Here is a 2,499-nt window from a genome sequence, read left to right on the forward strand (position 1 = left end):
GTAAGCGGCTCAGCTGGGCCGTTCGTCCATTCGCGTGCGCGTAAGGCAATATGGTGACTGGAACTGCCAGTCAGGTAGAGGGATCTGGCGGACTGCCTGGTGTGTGCAGCTTGTCGGCCACACGCCAAGGCAGGAGTTCGTCGATGCGATTGATTTTGTGACCGGCGATATGGGTTAGCACGTAGTCGAGGTAGGCACGCGGATCGATGTTATTCAGTCTGCAAGTGCCAATCAATGCGTACATCGCGGCTGCCCGTTCGCCGCCGCTGTCTGAACCGGCGAATAAAAAATTTTTCCGACCCAGGCTTACACAACGCAGCGCGTTCTCGGCGATGTTGTTATCAATTTCTAGCGTACCGTCTTCGCAGTACAACGTCAGTGCGCTCCACTGGTTCAGCGTATAGTTGATCGCCTTGGCCGTATCGGACTTCGACGACAGCGTTTCGAGCTTTGCCTTGAGCCACGCTTCATAGATTTGAAGCAGCGGTCTGGCTTTCTCCTGCCGTATTCGCAGCCGTTCGGCTGCGGGCCTGCCGCGAATGGAGGCCTCGATGTCGTAGAGCCCGCCAATATATTCGAGTGCCTTTTGTGTTGTGTCCGACGGCGTGCGCACGTGGATGTCGTAGAACTTTCTCCTCGCGTGGGCATGGCATGCCGCCTCGCGTATCGAGCCATCGCGGAACAATTCGTCGAAGCCTGCGTAAGCGTCTGCTTGCAGAATCCCTTTGAAGCTGGCGAGATGGGTTTGAGGATGGATGCCTTGCCGGTTCGGCGAGTACGCGAACCAGACCGAAGCCGGTTGCGCCGAACCCGAGCGACGATCGTCGCGCACGTAGACCCACAGCCGGCCGGTGCGGGTCTTCCTGTTGCCCGGTGAGAGCACCGGGATCGGCGTGTCATCCGCGTGCAGCTTGGTAGCGGCCACGGTATAGCGGCGCAGCGCCTCTGTTAGCGGGGCGCACAGCGCCTCACACTGGCCAACCCAGCGCCCCATACTGGCCCGGTCAAGCGCCACGCCGTCGCGCGCCGCGATCGCCGATTGCCGGTACAACGGCTGGTGGTCTGCATACTTCGAGACGAGGATGTCTGCCAGCAAGCTCGGATGGGCGATGCTCCGCTCGATCGGCAGCCCAGGCATCGGCGGCTGCGTGATCGTGCTGCAGCACGGGCAAACCAGTTTGCGCCGGATCGTGCGAATGACCTTGAACGCCGCTGCAACCCGGGCGAGTTGTTCGGATGAGTCCTCGCCGAGCGCTCGCATTGGTTGACCGCAATCTGGGCAGCTTGATTCAGGCTCGAGCACATGATCCTGGCGCGGCAGATGCGCGGGAAGCGCTTGCCTGGAAGCCGCTTCGTCCGTCGTTGGGTTCGAGGTGGACGCATTTGCACCGAGGGCCTGCGCACGCTGCACATCCACAACGCCGCGCCCGGCGGCCAGATCCTCAAGCTGAGTCTCGAGCGTCTCGATTTGCCGCTGCAGTTGCTCGGACTTGCGACCGAACTGCATGCGCCTGAGCTTGTCGATCTGCGCCTTGAGCTGCTCAATCTCGACATCGCGTTCGGCAAGCAGACTACGGGCCTCGACCAGCAAGGCCTTCAGCAGTTCGATATCGTCAGGGAGATCGGCGCCGTTCGACATGCGCCGTAGTTTACGAGTCCGCCGCGCGGTTTACAACATCGATAGTGCGGAAGTGCGGCGGGGCTGCCGCCAGTCGATCCCCTCAAGCAGCATCGACAGTTGCGCAGAGCTCAGATGGACCTTGCCACCGTCGGCCTTGGGCCATATAAAACGGCCTCGTTCAAGCCGCTTCGCGAGCAGCCAGATTCCGTCCTCCGTAGCCCAGAGAATCTTTACCAGATCGCCCCGACGGCCCCGGAAGATGTAGACGTTCCCGCCCAGCGGATTCTCCTCAAGCGCTGTTTGCACCTTCGCTGCCAACCCCTGAAACCCGCATCGCATATCAGTGACGCCAGCAGCGATCCAGATGCGCGTGCCTGCCGGTAGGGAGATCATGAGCGCAGGCTACCCAGCACGATCCGCAGCATATCCGCGTCAACCAGGCCATCCACTTTAACCACCGCACGACCGATCCGGATCTCGATCGTGCCGACAGGTGATGCAGACTTCGCGCCTTGCGCTTGCGGCTCTACCGGAGCTGACGCAATGACCTCCGTCGGCGTGTCGCTGAGCAATACGACCGGAATGAGCCCGGCAGATCGAGCTTGCTGATCGGCCAGATATCGCCGCCGCCAGGTGAATAGCATGTTCGCGTTGATGCCATTCTCCCGGGCCAGCTTCGCGACTGATACGCCAGGCTCGCAAGCTGCTGCTGCCAGTCGCTCACGCAGCTCCCGTGGGTAGTTCGGGCGCCCCGTCCGGGAACCAGGCTTCTTCTCCGCAGACTGTGTCAAAGTGGTGCCCATCAGATTGGAAATGATGGGCATCACTTTGATGTCGCCCTCAGCCACCGTCTATAACGGCCGGCACGAGCCGCTTAC

At 61.3% G+C, this 2,499-nt stretch carries 3 protein-coding genes; all 3 read right to left on the bottom strand.

All coding sequences use genetic code 11. From position 1 onward, the window contains the following. Window positions 1-70 precede the first annotated feature (70 nt). The 3 genes from AB4Y42_RS43720 to AB4Y42_RS43730 are packed head-to-tail and all read right to left on the bottom strand — an operon-like array spanning window position 71 to window position 2,445. Window positions 71-1,639: an IS66 family transposase gene (locus AB4Y42_RS43720; RefSeq protein ID WP_368697817.1), complete on the bottom strand. Its 1,569-nt coding sequence runs from the start codon at window positions 1,637-1,639 to the stop codon at window positions 71-73. 30 nt (window positions 1,640-1,669) lie between these two features. Beyond that, entirely contained in the window at window positions 1,670-2,014 is a 345-nt protein-coding gene (gene tnpB, locus AB4Y42_RS43725; protein WP_116612390.1) for an IS66 family insertion sequence element accessory protein TnpB, read from the bottom strand. Beyond that, window positions 2,011-2,445: a transposase gene (locus tag AB4Y42_RS43730; RefSeq protein WP_368697818.1), complete on the bottom strand. Its 435-nt coding sequence runs from the start codon at window positions 2,443-2,445 to the stop codon at window positions 2,011-2,013. Before AB4Y42_RS43730 ends, tnpB begins: the two co-directional genes overlap by 4 nt. Window positions 2,446-2,499 lie beyond the last annotated feature (54 nt).

Source organism: Paraburkholderia sp. EG286B (genome assembly GCF_040965655.1).
Classification (GTDB): Bacteria; Pseudomonadota; Gammaproteobacteria; order Burkholderiales; family Burkholderiaceae; genus Paraburkholderia.